This is a genomic window from Micromonospora sp. C31 (assembly GCF_018070575.1).
GTDB lineage: Bacteria > Actinomycetota > Actinomycetes > Mycobacteriales > Micromonosporaceae > Micromonospora.
The window spans coordinates 832,551-847,479 of the sequence record NZ_JAGPXN010000001.1 but is presented as its reverse complement, the minus strand read 5'-3'; the positions used below and the strand labels follow the sequence as shown (position 1 = coordinate 847,479).

Annotated in this window: 12 protein-coding genes and 1 riboswitch; of the genes, 5 read left to right on the top strand and 7 right to left on the bottom strand. The window is 74.7% G+C overall.

Going from position 1 to position 14,929, the window contains the following annotated elements:
• Positions 1 to 11: 11 nt before the first annotated feature.
• Genes KBX06_RS03950 through KBX06_RS03930 form a run of 5 tightly spaced genes read right to left on the bottom strand, consistent with a single transcriptional unit; the run spans position 12 to position 5,498 of the window.
• Positions 12 to 749 carry an ATP/GTP-binding protein gene (locus KBX06_RS03950; RefSeq protein WP_210832739.1) on the bottom strand — a complete coding sequence of 246 codons (738 nt, stop codon included), beginning with the start codon at positions 747 to 749 and terminating at the stop codon, positions 12 to 14.
• Positions 727 to 1,200 (bottom strand): DUF742 domain-containing protein, encoded by a 474-nt coding sequence (locus KBX06_RS03945; RefSeq protein ID WP_210832738.1) that lies wholly within the window; start codon positions 1,198 to 1,200, stop codon positions 727 to 729. The genes KBX06_RS03950 and KBX06_RS03945 overlap by 23 nt, the downstream gene beginning before the upstream one ends.
• Positions 1,197 to 1,667 carry a roadblock/LC7 domain-containing protein gene (locus KBX06_RS03940; RefSeq protein WP_210832737.1) on the bottom strand — a complete coding sequence of 157 codons (471 nt, stop codon included), beginning with the start codon at positions 1,665 to 1,667 and terminating at the stop codon, positions 1,197 to 1,199. The genes KBX06_RS03945 and KBX06_RS03940 overlap by 4 nt, the downstream gene beginning before the upstream one ends.
• Entirely contained in the window at positions 1,664 to 4,330 is a 2,667-nt protein-coding gene (locus tag KBX06_RS03935) for a nitrate- and nitrite sensing domain-containing protein (protein WP_210832736.1), read from the bottom strand. Before KBX06_RS03935 ends, KBX06_RS03940 begins: the two co-directional genes overlap by 4 nt.
• Positions 4,317 to 5,498: a hypothetical protein gene (locus KBX06_RS03930; protein WP_210832735.1), complete on the bottom strand. Its 1,182-nt coding sequence runs from the start codon at positions 5,496 to 5,498 to the stop codon at positions 4,317 to 4,319. The genes KBX06_RS03935 and KBX06_RS03930 overlap by 14 nt, the downstream gene beginning before the upstream one ends.
• Before the next feature lie 360 nt (positions 5,499 to 5,858).
• Between KBX06_RS03930 and KBX06_RS03925 the strand changes: the two genes are divergently transcribed.
• Positions 5,859 to 8,726: an alpha/beta fold hydrolase gene (locus KBX06_RS03925; RefSeq protein ID WP_210832734.1), complete on the top strand. Its 2,868-nt coding sequence runs from the start codon at positions 5,859 to 5,861 to the stop codon at positions 8,724 to 8,726.
• Positions 8,723 to 9,598, top strand: a complete 876-nt coding sequence (locus KBX06_RS03920) for an ABC transporter permease (RefSeq protein ID WP_210832733.1) — start codon at positions 8,723 to 8,725, stop codon at positions 9,596 to 9,598. The genes KBX06_RS03925 and KBX06_RS03920 overlap by 4 nt, the downstream gene beginning before the upstream one ends.
• Here KBX06_RS03920 and KBX06_RS03915 read toward each other — a convergent pair.
• Both KBX06_RS03915 and KBX06_RS03910 read right to left on the bottom strand, forming a co-directional pair.
• Entirely contained in the window at positions 9,595 to 10,113 is a 519-nt protein-coding gene (locus KBX06_RS03915) for a DUF4232 domain-containing protein (protein ID WP_210832732.1), read from the bottom strand. The genes KBX06_RS03920 and KBX06_RS03915 overlap by 4 nt on opposite strands.
• Before the next feature lie 530 nt (positions 10,114 to 10,643).
• The gene (locus KBX06_RS03910) at positions 10,644 to 11,393 is read right to left on the bottom strand and encodes a hypothetical protein (RefSeq protein WP_210832731.1); all 750 of its coding nucleotides are present in this window, start codon (positions 11,391 to 11,393) and stop codon (positions 10,644 to 10,646) included.
• A gap of 162 nt (positions 11,394 to 11,555) precedes the next feature.
• Between KBX06_RS03910 and KBX06_RS03905 the strand changes: the two genes are divergently transcribed.
• From KBX06_RS03905 to KBX06_RS03895, 3 genes are all read left to right on the top strand, one after another.
• A complete protein-coding gene (locus tag KBX06_RS03905; RefSeq protein WP_210832730.1) occupies positions 11,556 to 11,984 on the top strand; it encodes a DoxX family protein in 429 nt (142 codons plus the stop codon).
• Between the two features lie 110 nt (positions 11,985 to 12,094).
• A riboswitch (SAM riboswitch) is annotated at positions 12,095 to 12,230 on the top strand.
• A 10-nt stretch (positions 12,231 to 12,240) separates the two neighbouring features.
• The gene (gene thrC / locus KBX06_RS03900; protein ID WP_210832729.1) at positions 12,241 to 13,527 is read left to right on the top strand and encodes a threonine synthase; all 1,287 of its coding nucleotides are present in this window, start codon (positions 12,241 to 12,243) and stop codon (positions 13,525 to 13,527) included.
• Between the two features lie 349 nt (positions 13,528 to 13,876).
• A complete protein-coding gene (locus KBX06_RS03895) occupies positions 13,877 to 14,896 on the top strand; it encodes a GNAT family N-acetyltransferase (protein WP_210832728.1) in 1,020 nt (339 codons plus the stop codon).
• Positions 14,897 to 14,929: the final 33 nt, after the last annotated feature.

The following is a 14,929-nucleotide window of genomic DNA, read 5'->3' as shown; positions in this document are numbered from 1 at the left end:
GCCGGAACGGCTCAGGACTTCCTCTCCCGGGTGGCCCGCTCGAGTGCGCGGTCCAGGACGACCAGCAGGGCGTCCCGCACCGAGAGCCGGTCCCGGGCGTCGAACTGCACCAGGGGCACGTGGTCGCCGACGGCCAGTGCCCAGCGGATCGCGTCGAGATCGTGGGCCAGCCGCCCGTCGAAGGCGTTCACCCCGACCACGAAGGGCATGCCGGCCCGCTCGAAGAAGTCGATCGCCGGGTAGCAGTCGTCCAGCCGGGCGCTGTCCACCACGACGAGGGCGCCGAGCGCCCCCCGGGCCAGGTCGTCCCACATGAAGCCGAAGCGGGCCTGGCCGGGCGTGCCGAAGAGGTAGAGCTTCAGGCTGCGGTCGATGGTGACGCAGCCGAAGTCCATCGCCACCGTGGTGGTGGTCTTCGCGGAGCGTACGCCCGGGTCGTCGATGCCGATCCCGGCGCTGGTCATCTCCGCCTCGGTGGTGAGCGGGGCGATCTCGGAGATCGCGCCGACCGTGGTGGTCTTGCCGACCCCGAAGCCGCCGGCGATGAGGATCTTGACGGGGATGGGCGGCGCGGCGGCCGGCGCGGGCCGGGGCACCGCGGCCACCCCGGTGGCCGGCGACCGGGGCGGCGTCGGAGCGGACGCGGCGGGCTGCGGCCCGGCGGGGGAGCCGTACCGGGCGGCGGCGCTGTTGGCGGCGATCCCGCCCAGCGGGGCGACCGGCCATTCAGGAGATCGCACGGAGTCCATCAATCACTCGCAGGATGATGTCGGGGTCGAGGATGTCGGCGCCGTCGTGCACGTCCAGGTGGCCCGCCGCGCGGAGGTCGCCGACCAGCACCCGGGTGACGCCGAAGTGCAACCGGGTCCGGGCGGAGATCTCGGCGACCGAGATCGGCTCACCGCAGAGCGAGACGATCTCCTGCAACTCGGGCGCCAGCCGGGTCAGCTGCGCGGACCGGTCGGTCGCCGGCCGGGCGGTCACCTGCGTCTCCAGCCCGATCGTCGGGTCGGCGCCGGCCACCCGCCCGGCGGTGAGCACGAACGGACGCGGGCCCGCCGGCCCGTCCTCGGGCGTCGGCGCGGCCGTGGCCGCCGGCAGGCCGGGCCGGGCATCGTACGAGGACGACGCGCGCAGGTAGGGCCGGATCCGGATCGTGGGCTCCGGGTCCGGTTCCCCGCCGACGACCTCCGGGGTCATTGCTGGGCGGCGTTCTTCAGTTCGGCGATCAGTCTCGGGGTGAGGGCGCCACCGGCCCGGCCGGCGAAGAGCGTCATCTCGTAGGCGACGGTGCCGAGGTTCGCCGACCGGTCGGCGACCACGCCGAGCACCGAACCGCTGCTGATCGCGCTGATCAGCAGGTAGCCCTCGGCCATGTCCACGACCACCCGGTTCAGCCCGCCGAGGGCGTACCAGCTCGCGGCCCCACCGGCGAGGCTCGTCATGCCGGAGACCACGGCGGCGAGCCGCTCCGCGTTGGAGCGGTCCTTGATCGCCGACATGGCCATCAGCAGCCCGTCCGACGAGACGGCGATCGCCTCCAGCACGCCGGCGGTGCTGGAGGTGAAGGAGTCCAGCAACCAGTTGAAGGTGCGCGCCTCCTGGCTCAGGTCCCCGGTGCCCGGGCTCTGGTGGTCGACGTTGTCGTGCAGGAAGGGGCTGGTCACCGTGATGTTCCCTCTTCGTAGCGGTGGTCTTGGCTGACTTCACGCAGAGCGCGGGCGACGCCCGCCTCGAACTCGGTGAGGAGGTCGCGGACCTCGTCCGGATTGCCCAGGTGCGGGCTGTCGGGCTGACGGGCCGGGGTGGCGGTCAGGTTCGCCCCGGGCACCCGCCGGGTCAGCCGACCCGGCACCGTGCCGTCCGGCGTACGGCGGCCGACCTCGGCCCGGCGTACGCCCGACTCGACCGCCTCGACGAGGGCGCGGGCGGCCGCCGGATCCACGCCGGTGGCTTGCGCCGGCCCCACCGCGGGCGGCTCGGCCGGTCGCAGGGTGGCGCCCGGCACGCGCTGCCGGATGCCCGTCGGGGCGGCGCCGGTCGGTGCCTCCGGCTCGTCGCCGGAGCCGAACGCGTCCCAGGAGGCGCCGGACTCCATGCTGCGGGTGACGCGGCTCAGCAGCGCCGCGTCGAACCCGGCCGGCGGGGCCTGCGGCGCCGCCCCGACCGCAGCGTGGGGCCGGGCGACTTCCGGCGCCTCGACGGCCGCAGCGTGGGGCCGGGCGACTTCCGGCGCCTCGACGGCCGCAGCGTGGGGCCGGGCGACTTCCGGCGCCTCGACGGCCGCCGCGCGGGGCCGGGCGGCCTCCGGCGCCGCGACGGTCGCGGCGTGTGCCCGGGCGGGGGCAGGTCCGGTGACCTCCGGCGTCGCGACGGCCGGAGCGTGCGGCCGGGCGGCCGCCGGCGCGTCGGCGGTGGAGCGCCGGTCGCGGGCGGGTACGGCGGCCCGGGCCACGGTCACGCCGGTCCGCTCGGCGCGGTGGATCACCAGCGACGTCTCCGGGACCTCCAGGTGGGCGGTCACCCCGCCACCGGCGGTCGGCGCCAGCCGCACCGCCCAGCCGTGCCGGCGGGCCAGCCGGCCCACCACGAAGAGCCCCAGCAGCTCGGTCGGCGCCAGATCGAGCCGCTCCCGCCGGGTGAGCCGGGCGTTCTCCTCCGCCAGCCGTTCCTGGGTCATGCCGATACCCCGGTCGATGACGGTCAGCCGCGCCCCGGAGCCGGCCTGTTCGCCGTCCACGGTGACCCGGGTGTGCGGCGGGGAGAAGACGGTCGCGTTCTCCATCAGCTCGGCCAGCGCCAGGACGAGGTCGCCCACGGTGCCGGGCGCCACCGACACGCCCGGCGGAACCCGTACGTCGACGCGGGTGTAGTCCTCGATCTCGCCCAGCGCCAGCCGGACCACGTCGCCGAGCGGCACCGGCGCCACGTGCGGGTCCGCCCCGGCCGAGCCGGAGAGCACCACCAGGCTGCCGGCGTTGCGGCGCAGCCGGCTGGAGATGTGGTCGAGCCGGTACAGGTGCTCCAGCCGGCCGGGATCGGTCTCCTGCCGCTCCAGCCGGTCGATCAGCGCGATCTGCCGGCCGACGAGGTTCTGCGTACGGCGGCCGACGTGGCCGAACATCTGCGCCACGTTGCGCCGGCCGGCGACCTGCCGTTCGACGAGCCGGGCGGCGGTGCTCTGCACCCGGTCGAAGGCGCGGGCCAGGTCGCCGATCTCGTCGCGGGCCCGCACGTCGACCGGGTCGAGGCGCACCGGCGCGGCGCCCTCGGTCTCGTCGTCGGCGACCCGGGTCAGCTCCGCCTCGGCGACCCGGGCCACCCGGTCGGCGGAGCGGGTGAGCCGGGTCAGCGGCCGGGCCACCGTCCGGGCGACGGCCACGCTGAGCAGCACCACCCCCACGAGGATCAGGGTGGCGAGCCCACCGACCAGGTGCGCCTCGGTCAGCGCCCGGCGCTGCTGTCTGGTCACCTCGGCGATGACGTCGGCGACGAGCTTCTTCTCGATGAACTGCCCGAAGGTGATCATCGAGCGGACCGCCGGGAAGAGCGCGTCCAGCGGGATGTCCCTGGTCGCGCCGGCCGGGTCCAGCACGCTCGTGGTGAGGAAGGTCGCGTTGGTCCGGGCGGCCACGGCCGCGTCGTTGAGCCTCGCCAGCGCGAACTGCTCCGGCGTGATCAGGCTGCGGAACCGCTGGTTGTCCACCCGCAGCGCGGCCATGCAGGCGACGAACGAGGCGCTCACCCGGGGCTCCCCGGTGGCCTTGACGAGCACGATCAGGGTGGCGCAGGCGGCCAGCCCCTCGTCGGCGCGCAGCAGCCCGTCCAGGGCCAGCACCTGCCGTCCCGCCGCCGTCTCCGTGTCCACGCCGAACGGTAGCCGCAGCGACTCGATCAGCGCCGCGTTGACCGGCCCGTACGCGGCCATGATCTGGTCCGGGGTGGCGGTCCCGGCGAGTACGGCGGCCCGCAGGTCGGTCAGCCCGCGTACGCGGCTGAGGGCCTCGGCCACCCGCGGCTGCAGCCGGTCGCCCCGGGTGGCCCGCAGGTCGGCGACCCGGTCGTCCACGCTGGCCGTCCGCTGCACCAGTTCGGTGCGGGTGACCCGGCCGAGCAGCAGGCCGACGGAGAGGACGCGTTCCTGTTGCAGGTCCTGCACGAGGGTGCCGATGCGGCTGGCGACGCGGACCCGTTCGGCGATGTCGCCGGCCCGCTGCGCGGCGGCCACCCGGTCGAGCACCGCCGGCACGGCCAGACCCACGATGCTGAGCAGCGGGATGACCACGAGCAGCGCGAGCTTGCCCCGGATCCGGAGCCTAGCGAGCAGCATCGGAGGGCCCCCAATGCGCGCCGGGCTCGCGGGTCGGCCCCACCGGCTGGAGTCGACGGGCTTCGGCGCTCCGGGCGGCGGTCGGCCGCCACGGCGTCTCCTCCGGTGGGGCGGCGGTGCCGTCCCGTTCGAGTCGGGCCCGTGCCGCGCGCCGCCGGGCCCGGCGGGCGGCGGCCAGCCACACCGCGCCGAGTGCCGCCCACAGCACGACGGCCAGCACCCCGGCCGCCACGGTCAACCAGCGGTCGCGGTCCAGGTCGCCGAGGCGTCCGGCGAGCAGCGCGTCCAGCTCGTCCAGGATGACGGGTTGGAGCTGCTCGGCGGCGGTCTGCGCGTTGACCCGGGCGCCGGCGATGCGCGCCTGGTCGGCCACCGCGTCACGGCCGGTCGGGGCGGAGTGGGCCGCCAACGCCTCGACGGCCCGCTGGTAGGTGTCGAGCGGGGTCAGCACGCTCGCGCCGAGGTCGGCGCTCTCCGAGCTGTCCACGGCGGCCCGCAGGTCGGTGACGAGGTCGCCGGCCGGGGTGAGGACGGCCACCCGGAGGGCGGCGATCTCGACCGCGCTGCGGTTCCGGTCGGCGGCGGGGCGGTCGGCGGCGAGCACGGCCAGGTCGGCCAGCCGGCCGGTCGCCACCACCGTCTCGGGCAGGTCCCGGCTCGCGTGCTGGAGGAAGAACGAGTCCGACCGGGGGTCGCGGACCAGCCCGGAGGTCTCCCGGACCTTGCCGTGCAGGGCCAGCAGCAGATCGGTGGCCTCGCCGTACGCGGCGAAGGCCGCCTCCGGGTCGGCGGGGCCGCGGGCGCCCAGCGCCTCGATCCTGGCCCGCAGGCCGGCCCAGCGTTCCTGGGTGCGCAACTCGTCGCCGATCCGCGTGTCGACGGCGGCGGCGGCCTCGACGGCGCGGGTCAGCGCCGCGCTGTCGGCGGGGCGGGCGGCGACGGCGGCGGACTGGGCGTCGACCAGGGCGTGGGTGACCGGGGCGAGGGCGCGCAGGTACTCCACGCCCAGCCGTTCCCGGCTGGCCAGGTCCCGATCGTCGGCCGTGAGCCGCCAGGTCTGGACGAAGAGCAGAGTCATCGGCGCGAGCAGGGCGACGAGGAGCAGCAGCGGCAGTACGCGGCCCACGACGGTGGGCCGCCGGCGGGCCGGCGGCGCGGGGACTGGCATGTCTGTCTCCTCCGGCGGGCGCGCGGGATGGCGGGGGTGTCGGGGTCGACGGTGGTCCCGTGCACCGGACCGGAAAAGTAACCGACCGGCGGGGAGCTGATCCGGCTGCTGAACAGTCAGCTTTGCGGCATGAAGCCCGAAGTGGCCGCTGGGTGATTCGCCGGGCACACAGGGTGTCGGTACGGGGAGTGACAAGGATGGATCGGAGTGGATTTCCGACGAACATCGGAATTCACGTGATCCGAATTCATCTTCGTGAGACGGTCTGGACCGCGCGATCACGACGCCGATCGGATCAACCGGACGGACGTACGGAGGATCTCAGCCAACGCTCAGGGTCCGGGCCGTACCGTGTGCCGAATGAGATCGCCGTTGTCGGCCGCGTGGATCCGGCGTGCCCTGCCCACCCGCCGGCGTGCCGTCGCCGCGGCGGCGGTCGTCGTGCTGCTCGCCGCCGCCGTGACCTGGGCGGTCGTGCCGCAGGGGCCGACCGTCCGCACCGAGGCGGCGTTCGTGGCGGTCCGCTCCGGACCGACCGGGAACGAGCCCGTCGACCTCGACACCACGCTCTACCTGCCCGAGGGCGCCTCGGCGGCCGACAGAGTGCCGGCGGTGCTGCTGGCGCACGGCTTCGGCGGCACCAAGGAGTCCGTCCGCGCCGACGCCGAGGAGTTCGCCGGGCGCGGCTACGCGGTGCTCACCTGGACCGCGCGGGGCTTCGGCCGCAGCGGGGGGCAGATCCACCTGGACCACCCGGACTACGAGGTCCGCGACGCCCAACGTCTCCTGGACTGGCTCGCCGCCCGCCCCGACATCCGCACCGACGCCGCCGGGGACCCGGAGGTCGGCGTCGTCGGCGGCTCGTACGGCGGTGCTCTGGCGCTGCTGCTCGCCGCGCAGGACCAGCGCGTCGACGCGATCGTGCCGATGATCACCTGGAACGACCTGTCCCGCTCCTTCCTGCCGGAGAGCACCGGCAAGCAACCCACCGAGGGCGTCTTCAAGTCCGGCTGGGCCGGCCTGTTCTTCGGCGGCGGCGGCAACGTCGGCTCCGGGCCGGCCGGGCTCTCCGGGGCGAGTGCGGCCCAGCCCGAGGGGGCGCCCGTCTCCGCCGGCCCGCCCAGCCCGGGGCCGGGCGCCGGCCCGGGCACCGGTCCGGGGCGTGCCCCGGCCGGGGCCGCCGACCCGGCGTGCGGCCGGTTCGCCGCCGACATCTGCGCCGCCTACCTGCGGATCGCCACCACGGGCCGGGCCGACCAGGCCGCCGTCGACCTGCTGCGCCGCTCCAGCCCGGCCGGGGTGCTCGATCGGATCAAGGCGCCGACCCTGCTGGTGCAGGGCGAGGCGGACACCCTCTTCCCGCTCGGCGAGGCGGACGCCAACGCCCGTGGCATCGCCGCCACCGGCACGCCCGTGCGGGTGGCCTGGTTCACCGGCGGCCACGACGGCGGCGAGGGCCCGAAGACCGACTCGGACCGGGTGAAGTTCCTGACCGTGCAGTGGCTCGACCACTACGTCAAGGGCGAGGGCGAGGCCCCGGGCGACGACTTCACCTGGTCCCGCATCGCCGGCTTCGACGCCCTCGACCGGGGACTGGTGGCCACCGGTTACCGCTACGCCGACTATCCCGGCCTCGGCGGCACGGCCCGCCGGGACGTACCGGTCGCCGGCCCCGCCCAGCCCGTCGCCAACCCGCCGGCCGGCAACCCCGCCGCCATCTCCTCGGTGCCCTTCGCCGGCGAGCTGTCGGCGCTGCTCGGCGGCGTGGCGGGGGACGTCCCCGGCCAGCACGCCCGGTTCGAGTCGGAGCCGCTGGCCGAGGCGGTGGACGTGGTGGGCGCCCCGACCGTCGACGTCCGGGCGGCGTCGCCGACGGGGGAGGCGGTGCTCTTCGTCAAGCTCTACGACGTCGCCCCCAACGGCGCGGCCACCCTGCCCAACGGCCTGGTCGCGCCGGTCCGGCTCACCGGCCTGCCGCCGACGATCGACGCGGCGCGGCCGGTCACCGTCACCCTGCCGGCCATCGTGCGCCGGTTCGAGGCCGGGCACCGGCTGCGGGTGGTGGTGGCGACCTCCGACCAGGCGTACGCCACCCCGGTCGAGCCGGCCGTGCACACCGTCTCGGCCGGCGGAAGCGTGGTCAGCCTGCCGACTGTCGCCGGCGACCCGATCCCCACCTCCGCCACCGTGTGGCGTTGGGTGCTGGCCGGGCTGGTCGCGGCGATCGCCGTCGGGCTCGTCGTGGTCGTCGCCGTCCTCCGCCGCCGGCACCGCCGCCAGGACAGCTCCGTGCACCCGGCGTACGCGGGCGTCCCGCTGGCCGTGCGGCAGCTCCGCAAGGAGTACGCGGACGGCTTCGTCGCCGTCTCGAACGTGGACTTCGAGGTGCACCCCGGTCAGGTCGTCGGCCTGCTCGGCCCGAACGGCGCGGGCAAGACCACCACGCTGCGGGTGCTGATGGGGCTGACCCAGCCCACCGCCGGCGAGATCTACGTCTTCGGGCACCGGCTGGTACCCGGGTCGCCGGTGCTGTCGCGCATCGGCGCGCTGGTCGAGGGGCCGGGTTTCCTGCCGCACCTGTCGGGGCTTGCGAACCTGGAGGCGTACTGGCGGGCCACCGGGCGGCCGGCCGGGGACGCGCACTTCGACCAGGCCCTGGAGATCGCCGGTCTGGGCGACTCCGTGCACCGGCGGATCAGGAACTACAGCCACGGCATGCGGCAGCGCCTCGCGATCGCGCAGGCGATGCTGGGCCTGCCCGAGCTGCTGGTGCTGGACGAGCCGACCGACGGGCTCGACCCGCCACAGATCGCGGAGATGCGCCGGGTGCTCCAGCGCTACGCCACGGACGGCCGGGCGGTGCTCGTCTCCAGCCACCTGCTCGCCGAGGTGGAGCAGACCTGCACGCACGCGGTGGTGGTGAACAAGGGCCGCATCGTGGCCTCGGGCCCGGTCGAGGAGATCGTCGGCGAGTCGCCCAGCGTGCTGTTCGACGTGAGCGACCCGGAGGCCGCCCGGGCGGTGCTGGACGGCCTGCACGGGGTGCGGGTGCTCCCCGACGGCGAGGGCCAGCTCGTGGTGGACACCAACGGCACCGCCCGCAGCGAGGTGGTCGCCGAGCTGGTGCGGGCCGGCATCGGAGTGGACCGGGTGGTGCCGCGGCGCCGCCTGGAGGACGCGTTCCTCGCCCTGGTGGGCGAGAACTCTCGGGGAAGCGGGGACCGATGATGGCGGGCACGTCACCCACGGCGGGCGCGGCGGCCGGCTACCGGCCGTCGGCGACCATGCCGTTCGGCGCCGAGTTCCGGCGGCAGGCGTCCCGGCGGCGTACGCAGCTCGCCCTCGGGTTCATGGTGCTGCTGCCGTTGATCATCCTGATCGCGTTCCAGTTCGACACGGGCGACGACGACGACAACGGGCGCGGCGAGTTCGGCAGCCTGGTGGAGTTCGCCACGTCGGGCGGGCTGAACTTCACGCTCTTCACCATCTTCGTCTCGGCGTCGTTCCTGATGGTCGTGGTGGTGGCCCTGTTCTGCGGTGACACGGTGGCCAGCGAGGCGAGCTGGGGCAGCCTGCGCTACCTGCTGGCGGTGCCGGTGCCCCGGGCCCGCCTGCTGACGGTGAAGCTGGTGGTCGCGCTCGTCTACTCGGCCCTGGCGCTGCTGCTGCTCGCCGGCACCGCCCTGCTGATCGGCACGTTGCGCTACGGCTGGGAGCCGTTGCGCAGCACGGTGGCGGCCCAGCTCGAACCGGGCGAGGGGCTGCTGCGGCTGCTGGGCGTGCTCGGCTATTTGGCGGTCGTACTCCTGGTGGTGGCCGGCCTGGCGTTCCTGCTGTCGGTGGTGACGGACGCCGCGCTCGGCGCGGTCGGCGGCGCGGTGCTGCTCTGGATCCTCTCCAGCATCCTCGACCAGATCACCGCGCTGGGCGCGCTGCGCGCGTTCCTGCCGACGCACTACAGCACCGCCTGGCTGGGGCTGCTGTCGACGCCGGTGCAGACCGACGACGTGGTACGCGGCGCGATCTCCGCGATCAGTTACGCGACGCTGTTCTGGGGCCTGGCGTTCTGGCGCTTCACCCGTAAGGACATCACCAGTTAGGGCGCCGGGTCGGTCGCCTTCTTCCAGGCGCTGACCCCGATTCGGCCCGTGTTGCCGAGGTCGATCGGCCCGTCGAGGCCCACCACCTGCGTGGGTCGGCCCTTGGCGGGCGCGATCTCCAGGCGCTCGCCGTTGGTGGCGACGACCGTCGACTCGGTGACGAGGTTACGCCAGAGTACGGTGGCCACAGCTCGTTCGCCGGGCCGTAGGGTCAGCGGCCGGGGCGGGGCGTCGAAGCCCGACGTGATCTCCTCGGCCCCGTCGACGACCCGGACGGGTATCGGATCGCCGTCACCGTCGTAGAGACGCGGCACCGGGTAGCCGTTCAGCCGGTAGGGCTTCGTGCCGCAGTTGACCAGTCGCAGACTGAGCGCCCGCAGTCCCACCGCGGCACTGCCGCCCGGTGACGTGATCCGTACGCCGGACTCCGGGCATTCGCCCGCGGGGTCGGACGCCGTCCGGCGCGACGGTGGTTCGCCCGGCCGTGGGTCGGCCAGCCGGGCGACGGTGGGCATCGGCTCGACCGGCTGGGGTTCGGCCGGCTGCGGGTTGGCTGGCTGTGGGTCTGCCGGCACCGCGCCGGGCCCCGGCGCGCAGGCGCCGAGCAGGACGAGGCCGGCGACCGCGACGCCGACCCGGACCGTCCGGACCGGACCGGGGACTGCCCGGCGCGAGCGCGGTGTGGGTCGGCGCGTGGGGCTCGTTTTTGCCGTTGCCGTCACCATCGTCCGATCATCGCACCGGACGGGCCCCGCCCGAGCCCTGGACACCCTTCCGCCAGGCCCCGGACACCCGCGCGGCCAGGTACCGGACATCCGCGCGGCCGGGTACCGGACATCCGGCTGCCGGGGTTCAGCCGCCCCGCACGAAGGCCGCCCCACCGCCGCCGCCCTCGGTCCGCTCGCCGGTGGGGCGCTGTCGAGCTGCCCCATCTGTGGGACCGGCCCGGACGGGGGCGTGCTCGTCGCGGCCGGAGCCAGCAACCACCGGCGGGCCCCGGGGCGGAGGCGGCCCGGTCGCGGGGAGGTCAGCGGAAACGGGCAGGTCAGCGGGAACGGGGCCTGCGCTTGCGGGTGGGGGAGTCGGGAGAGTCCGGTGCGGTGCCCGAGTCGGCGGTGTCCCCGTCGCCGGACGCGTCGGTCACCCGGGCGTCGGTGTGGCGCAGCTCGGCCAGCGTCGCGCCCCGGAGCTGGTAGACGGCGGTGCGGCGGATGCTCAGCTCCGCCATCGGGCCGTCCGCCGGCCGGGTCAGGTAGACCACCGTCGCTCTGCCGTCGCGCACGCTGACGCTCTCCACCGGGGTGCGGTCGCCGAGGTCGACCTGAGCCTGGTAGTCCGGTTCGCCCTTGACGTTGCGCCAGGCGGCGAGGGTGAAGAAGCGGCCGGTGCCGCCACCGTCGAGCACGACCACCCCCACCGCGTCGCCCGCGCCGTCGCCGTCGAGGTCGCCGACGGCGCACGGCCGCTGCAACTCCACCGTCGTGCCGTCCCGGTCGGACCAGCGGCCGTCGGCGAGGCGGATCGGGGCGGCGTACCCGCGGTAGCGGACCTTCCTGCTGCCGACCCGGGTGTCGCGCAGTTCGACGCAGGTGAGGTGGTCGCCGGTGCGCCGTGGGGTCGGGGTCGCCCGGATGGTCGCCGGGGCGGTGTCGACGTCGTCCCGCTCGACGGCGGTGCCGGCGGGCCGGTCGGTGGACCGGCCCCGCTTCTTCCGGTTTCCCGAGGAGCAGGCGGTGGTGGCCACGAGCAGGCAGGCCAGGGAGAGCGCCACCACCGGGACGAGCTTGCGCCGCATTCGCGTGGTCCTTTCCGTCGATGTGTCCGCACCGTAACGGGCCCGCGCCAGCGGGCGGCCGGCATGCTTGGGAGCGTTCCCACGGATAGGGAACCAATCGACACCACCGAATGCCTGGCGGCATCCTGGTGCCGTCCCGTCGTCCTGACCGGAGGTGCCCTGATGCTCGTTGACCGGATCGGTGGCCCGGCCCTGTCCCTGTTCCGCGCCGTCGTCGGCCTGCTCTTCCTCTGCCACGGCCTGGCGTCGCTGCTCGGGGTGCTCGGTGGGAACCAGGGCACCGGCGAGGCGGTTCCGCTCGGCGAGTGGCCGGGGTGGTGGGCCGCGCTGATCCAGGCGGTCTGCGGCGCGCTGGTGCTCGTCGGGTTGTTGACCCGGGCGGCGGCCCTGCTGGCGTCCGGCTCGATGGCCTACGCGTACTTCGTGGTGCACCAGCCCGACGCGCTGCTCCCGCTGCGCAACGGCGGTGAACTGGCCGTCCTGTTCTGCTGGTCGTTCCTGCTGATCGCCGTGTTCGGTCCCGGCGCGTGGGCGCTCGACACCCTGCTGCCTGCCCGGCGCCCGGCCGACTCCCGCTCCGTGACCGCCTGAATCCGTAGCGTCGAGCAGTCGTCCGCCAGCCGCTGCGGCATCGCTCACAGCGTGGGATCTCCCGTCGAACCGGACGGCGTCGGTGCTTAGACTCGACGGCACAACTGCATACCTCATCCAGAGGGGCTGAGGGATACGGCCCGACGACGCCCCGGCAACCACCCCGCGCGCTCATCGCAGAGCGACCGGCGGGGCAGGTGCCAATTCCGTCCCCGCCGCAGGGTGCGATGCGGGGGAAGATGAGAGGACCCTCGACATGACGTCGACGTTCGCCCCCGCCGGCATCGACACCACCGCCAGCCCCGCCCGCGCCCTGGTCTGCCGCGCCTGTTCGGCGCGCTACCCGCTCGCCGCCCAGCACGCCTGCTACGAATGTTTCGGCCCGCTGGAGGTCGACTACGACGCGGCGGTGCTGGCGACGGTCACCCGGGAGCAGATCGAGGCGGGCCCGCAGAACATCTGGCGGTACGCGGCGCTGCTGCCCGCCGGCCAGGACCCGGCCACCCGGGTCACCCTCGATCCCGGCTTCACCCCGCTGGTGGCCGCCCCGCACCTGGCCACCGAGCTGGGCATCACCGCCCCACTCTGGGTCAAGGACGACAGCGCCAACCCCACCCACTCGTTCAAGGACCGGGTGGTGTCGGTGGCGTTGACCGCCGCCCACGCGCTCGGCTTCAACCGCTACGCCTGCGCCTCCACCGGCAACCTGGCCAACTCGGTGGCCGCGCACGCCGCCCGGGCCGGTGCGCCGTCGGTCGTGTTCATCCCCGGCGACCTGGAACAGGGCAAGGTCATCACCACCGCCGTCTACGGCGGCGAGCTGGTCGCCATCGACGGCTCGTACGACGACGTGAACCGGCTCTGCGGCGAGCTGGTCGAGACGGACGAGTTCGAGGACACCGCGTTCGTCAACGTCAACGTGCGCCCCTACTACGCCGAGGGCTCGAAGACGCTCGGCTACGAGGTGGCCGAGCAGCTCGGCTGGCGGATCCCCGCGCAGGTGGTGATCCCGATGGCCTCCGGCGAGCTGCTCACCAAGATCGACAAGGCGTTCACCGAGCTGGTCGAGATCGGCCTGGTCGAGGCGCCCGCCGGCGGCTGGAAGGTGTTCGGCGCGCAGTCGGCCGGCTGCAACCCGATCGCCACCGCCCTGCACGCCGACACCGACACCATCACCCCCGTCCGGCCGGCCGGCATCGCCAAGTCCCTCAACATCGGCGACCCGGCCGCCGGTGTCTACGCCCTGGAGGCGGTACGCCGGACCGGGGGCTGGATGGAGTACGCCGACGACGACGAGATCCGCGCCGGCATCCGCCTGCTGGCCCGCACCACCGGCGTCTTCGCCGAGACCGCCGGTGGGGTGACCGTGGCCGTGCTGCGCAAGCTGGTCGAGTCGGGTCGCCTGGATCCGGCCGCGGAGACCGTCGTCTTCAACACGGGCGAGGGCCTCAAGACCCTCGACGCGGTGGCCGGCGAGGTCGGCCCCACCCACCGCATCAGGCCCTCGCTGCGCGCCGCCCGCGACGCCGGCCTCCTCGGCTGACCCGCCCCGCCCCGTCGATCACGAGGTGGGCGGCGCCGTTCGCCGATCGACCTCGCCCGCCAACCTCATGATCGACGCTCGGGTCCCGGGGCGGGCCGAGGGCGGGGGCGGGGGATTCGGGGGGTGCCTGGGTTTTCGCTGTGTGTGCGGAAAACGCGCCGACAAGGACTTGACGGCAGGAACCGGACGGCGCAAGATGCTCCGTGCGGGAGGGCGTATCGCCGGAGACTTTCAGTTCTTGCGACCCAACGCCGAAGGCGTTGTGCGATCGTCCCTCCCGACCAACTTCCGATCGGGCCAGCGGTTAATTCGCTGGCCCGATCGTCGTCGGGTGGCGCACCCTCAGCCGATGAGCATCGTGATCGCGCCCATCGACGCCGGCGACCAGGCCGCGATCGACGAGGCGTACCGGATCGGCGCGGCGGCCAACGACGTCGACCTGCCGGACTTCCCGCCCTTCTGCCGGCGGCGCTTCGAGGCGGCGGTCCGGCACCCGATGCCGGGCAACGAGCCGCTCTGGGCGCTGGCCCGGCTCGACGGCGTGCCGGCCGGCTACCTCGCGCTGGACCTGCCGCAGCTCGACAACACCGAGAACGCCACGGCCGAGGTGACCGTGCACCCGGAGTACCGGCGTCGTGGTGTCGGCCGCGCGCTGCACGAGCACGCCGTACGCCTGCTGCGCGAGCGGGGCCGCAAGCGGGTGCTGGCGATGGCGGTCTCCGCGCTGCCCGGCGGTCCGGCGCGCTCCCCGGCCGGCGCCGCCTTCGCCGCGTCGACCGGCGCCCGGCCGGCGCTGGCCGAGGTCCGCCGCCGGCTCGACACCACCCGGCTCGACCACGACGGCCCGGCCGCCACGCTGGCCGAGGCCCGGGAGCGGGCCGCCGGCTACCGCGTCCTGCGCTGGCAGGGGCACACCCCCGAGCAGTACGTCGCCGACATCGCCTACCTCGACGGTCGGCTGATGACCGACGCGCCCCTGGGCGACCTGCAGTGGGAGCCGGAGCGGATCGACGCCGACCGCGTCCGGGGCACCGAGCGGGCGCTGGACGCGCGGGGGCGGCGGCGCTACCACACGGCGGTGCGCCACGAGGCGTCCGGACGACTGGTCGCCTGGACCCTGCTCGACGTGGGCGCCTCGGCCGACTGGCACGCGTTCCAGCAGATCACCATCGTCGACCCGGCGCACCGCGGGCACCGGCTCGGCCTGCTCGCCAAGGTCGGGAACCTGCGCCACCTGCTGGCCAACGAGCCGGCGGTACGCGCGATCGACACCTTCAACGCGGCGGAGAACGGCCACATGGTGCGCATCAACGAGCAGCTCGGGTTCCGCCCCGTCGACGGCTGGACCGACTGGCAGCTCACCATCTGAGTTGTGACACGCCCCTACTGATCCTGGGCCTTT

What these genes read in the sequence shown, in the direction of transcription:
- KBX06_RS03945 (WP_210832738.1), bottom strand. Translation starts at nt 1,200, where the DNA reads ATGACCCCGGAGGTCGTCGGCGGGGAACCGGACCCGGAGCCCACGATC.
- KBX06_RS03930 (WP_210832735.1), bottom strand. Translation starts at nt 5,498, where the DNA reads ATGCCAGTCCCCGCGCCGCCGGCCCGCCGGCGGCCCACCGTCGTGGGC.
- KBX06_RS03905 (WP_210832730.1), top strand. Translation starts at nt 11,556, where the DNA reads ATGCTCGTTGACCGGATCGGTGGCCCGGCCCTGTCCCTGTTCCGCGCC.
- KBX06_RS03935 (WP_210832736.1), bottom strand. Translation starts at nt 4,330, where the DNA reads ATGCTGCTCGCTAGGCTCCGGATCCGGGGCAAGCTCGCGCTGCTCGTG.
- thrC (WP_210832729.1), top strand. Translation starts at nt 12,241, where the DNA reads ATGACGTCGACGTTCGCCCCCGCCGGCATCGACACCACCGCCAGCCCC.
- KBX06_RS03925 (WP_210832734.1), top strand. Translation starts at nt 5,859, where the DNA reads ATGAGATCGCCGTTGTCGGCCGCGTGGATCCGGCGTGCCCTGCCCACC.
- KBX06_RS03920 (WP_210832733.1), top strand. Translation starts at nt 8,723, where the DNA reads ATGATGGCGGGCACGTCACCCACGGCGGGCGCGGCGGCCGGCTACCGG.
- KBX06_RS03910 (WP_210832731.1), bottom strand. Translation starts at nt 11,393, where the DNA reads ATGCGGCGCAAGCTCGTCCCGGTGGTGGCGCTCTCCCTGGCCTGCCTG.
- KBX06_RS03895 (WP_210832728.1), top strand. Translation starts at nt 13,877, where the DNA reads ATGAGCATCGTGATCGCGCCCATCGACGCCGGCGACCAGGCCGCGATC.
- KBX06_RS03915 (WP_210832732.1), bottom strand. Translation starts at nt 10,113, where the DNA reads ATGCCCACCGTCGCCCGGCTGGCCGACCCACGGCCGGGCGAACCACCG.
- KBX06_RS03950 (WP_210832739.1), bottom strand. Translation starts at nt 749, where the DNA reads ATGGACTCCGTGCGATCTCCTGAATGGCCGGTCGCCCCGCTGGGCGGG.